Source organism: Rhodococcus sp. MurmanLake-1 (assembly GCF_056945715.1).
The window spans coordinates 1-3,456 of the sequence record NZ_JBWZNF010000041.1 but is presented as its reverse complement, the minus strand read 5'-3'; the positions used below and the strand labels follow the sequence as shown (position 1 = coordinate 3,456).

Sequence of the window (3,456 nt, the reverse complement as noted above, 5' to 3'; positions counted from 1 at the left end):
GTGTTCGGCGGTGTCCTACTCTCCCACACCCTGTCGAGTGCAGTACCATCGGCGCTGAAGGGCTTAGCTTCCGGGTTCGGAATGGGACCGGGCGTTTCCCCTTCGCTATGACCGCCGTAACTCTATGAAACTGTCACAGTAACCAACTTCTGATCACCTGGTTTCACCGTGCACCAACCCGAACCCGTTACCGGATGGATGGATGACGGAGAAAACAGAGTTTCTCATCAGTATCTGTGTGTTGTTTCAGATACCGCACAGTGGACGCGTAGCTTCTTTGTGGTAAGTCCTCGGCCTATTAGTACCAGTCACCTGCATGCATTACTGCACTTCCAGTTCTGGCCTATCAACCCGGTGGTCTGCCGGGGGCCTTACCCCCTCGAGGGGGTGAGAAACCTCATCTTGGAACAGGCTTCCCGCTTAGATGCTTTCAGCGGTTATCCCTTCCGAACGTAGCTAACCAGCGGTGCTCCTGGCGGAACAACTGGCACACCAGAGGTTCGTCCGTCCCGGTCCTCTCGTACTAGGGACAGCCTTCCTCAAGTTTCTAACGCGCGCGGCGGATAGAGACCGAACTGTCTCACGACGTTCTAAACCCAGCTCGCGTGCCGCTTTAATGGGCGAACAGCCCAACCCTTGGGACCTACTCCAGCCCCAGGATGCGACGAGCCGACATCGAGGTGCCAAACCATCCCGTCGATATGGACTCTTGGGGAAGATCAGCCTGTTATCCCCGGGGTACCTTTTATCCGTTGAGCGACACCGCTTCCACTTGCCGGTGCCGGATCACTAGTCCCGACTTTCGTCCCTGCTCGACCTGTCAGTCTCACAGTCAAGCTCCCTTGTGCACTTGCACTCGACACCTGATTGCCAACCAGGCTGAGGGAACCTTTGGGCGCCTCCGTTACATTTTGGGAGGCAACCGCCCCAGTTAAACTACCCACCAGGCACTGTCCCTGAACCAGATCATGGTCCGAGGTTAGAGGTCCAATTCGATCAGAGTGGTATTTCAACAACGACTCCACGATAACTGGCGTCACCGTTTCACAGTCTCCCACCTATCCTACACAAACCGAACCGAACACCAATACCAAGCTGTAGTGAAGGTCCCGGGGTCTTTTCGTCCTGCCGCGCGTAACGAGCATCTTTACTCGTAATGCAATTTCGCCGAGTCTACGGTTGAGACAGCTGAGAAGTCGTTACGCCATTCGTGCAGGTCGGAACTTACCCGACAAGGAATTTCGCTACCTTAGGATGGTTATAGTTACCACCGCCGTTTACTGGGGCTTAAATTCTCAGCTTCGCTCCGAAGAACTAACCGGTCCTCTTAACCTTCCAGCACCGGGCAGGCGTCAGTCCGTATACATCGTCTTACGACTTCGCACGGACCTGTGTTTTTAGTAAACAGTCGCTTCTCACTGGTCTCTGCGGCCCCACCCAGCTCAGACAGTAAATGTCGTCACCAAACAGGGCCCCCCTTCTCCCGAAGTTACGGGGGCATTTTGCCGAGTTCCTTAACCATAGTTATCTCGATCGCCTTAGTATTCTCTACCTGACCACCTGTGTCGGTTTGGGGTACGGGCCGTGTGAAAGCTCGCTAGAGGCTTTTCTCGGCAGCATAGGATCACTGAATTCGCCTCAATCGGCTACGCATCACGTCTCAGGCTATGTGTGACCCGGATTTGCCTAGGTCACGCCCTACACGCTTACACCAGTATTACCACTGACTGGCTCAGCTACCTTCCTGCGTCACCCCATCGCTTGGCTACTACCAGATCAGGTCCCATGCATCCACCAACTCGAGACCCGAAGGTCTTCTCGTGGCTTCAGGATGGTTAGTATCACTGATTCACCATGGGCGCGTTCACACGGGTACGGGAATATCAACCCGTTGTCCATCGGCTACGCCTGTCGGCCTCGTCTTAGGTCCCGACTCACCCTGGGCGGATTAACCTGGCCCAGGAACCCTTGGTCATTCGGCGGACGAGTTTCTCACTCGTCTTTCGCTACTCATGCCTGCATTCTCACTCGTGTGGCCTCCACGGCTAGGTCACCCTGCCGCTTCCATGGCCACACGACGCTCCCCTACCCATCCACACACCTGCCAGAAAATCCTTGGATCAACTGGGGGCTATTGCGTGAATGCCGCAGCTTCGGTGGTGTACTTGAGCCCCGCTACATTGTCGGCGCAGGATCACTTGACCAGTGAGCTATTACGCACTCTTTCAAGGGTGGCTGCTTCTAAGCCAACCTCCTGGTTGTCTTCGCGACCCCACATCCTTTTCCACTTAGTACACGCTTAGGGACCTTAGCTGGCGATCTGGGCTGTTTCCCTCTCGACTACGAACCTTATCGCCCGCAGTCTCACTGCCGCGCTCTCACTCACCGGCATTCGGAGTTTGGCTGATTTCGGTAAGCTTGTGGGCCCCCTAGACCATCCAGTAGCTCTACCTCCGGTGAGAAACACGCGACGCTGCACCTAAATGCATTTCGGGGAGAACCAGCTATCACGGAGTTTGATTGGCCTTTCACCCCTACCCACAACTCATCCCCTCAGTTTTCAACCTAAGTGGGTTCGGTCCTCCACGACGTCTTACCGTCGCTTCAACCTGGCCATGGGTAGATCACTCCGCTTCGGGTCTAGAGCATGCCACTACGATCGCCCTATTCGGACTCGCTTTCGCTACGGCTACCCCACACGGGTTAACCTCGCGACATGCCACTAACTCGCAGGCTCATTCTTCAAAAGGCACGCCATCACCCCCAACAGTAAACTGTTCGAAGGCTCTGACGGATTGTAAGCGCACGGTTTCAGGTACTATTTCACTCCCCTCCCGGGGTACTTTTCACCTTTCCCTCACGGTACTAGTCCGCTATCGGTCACCAGGGAGTATTCAGGCTTATCGGGTGGTCCCGACAGATTCACACCAGATTTCACGGGCCCGGTGCTACTTGGGTTTCCATTACAACAGTCACAAAGTTTTCGTGTACGGGATTCTCACCCTCTACGACAGGCCGTTCCAGACCACTTCCACTAACCCTGTGATTTCTTACTGTTGGCCTGCTCGGCAGAACAGACAAAATGAACCCCACAACCCCACGAATGCAACACCTGCCGGCTATCACACACCCATGGTTTAGCCTCTTCCGCTTTCGCTCGCCACTACTCACGGAATCACGGTTGTTTTCTCTTCCTGTGGGTACTGAGATGTTTCACTTCCCCACGTTCCCTCCACACGCCCTATATATTCAGGCGCGGGTAACACGACATCACTCGTGCTGGGTTTCCCCATTCGGACATCCTCGGATCACAGCTCGGTTGACAGCTCCCCGAGGCTTATCGCAGCCTCCTACGTCCTTCATCGGCTCCTGGTGCCAAGGCATCCACCGTACGCTCTTCATTACTTACAACAAAGATGCTCGCGTCCACTGTGCAGTTCTCAAACAACACACAAC

At 55.0% G+C, this 3,456-nt stretch carries 2 rRNA genes; both read right to left on the bottom strand.

What is annotated here, in order from left to right:
• Nucleotides 1-2 precede the first annotated feature (2 nt).
• Nucleotides 3-119, bottom strand: a 5S ribosomal RNA gene (gene rrf, locus AC2ETI_RS32435).
• Between the two features lie 159 nt (nucleotides 120-278).
• Nucleotides 279-3,411: ribosomal RNA gene (locus AC2ETI_RS32430) — 23S ribosomal RNA — on the bottom strand.
• Nucleotides 3,412-3,456: the final 45 nt, after the last annotated feature.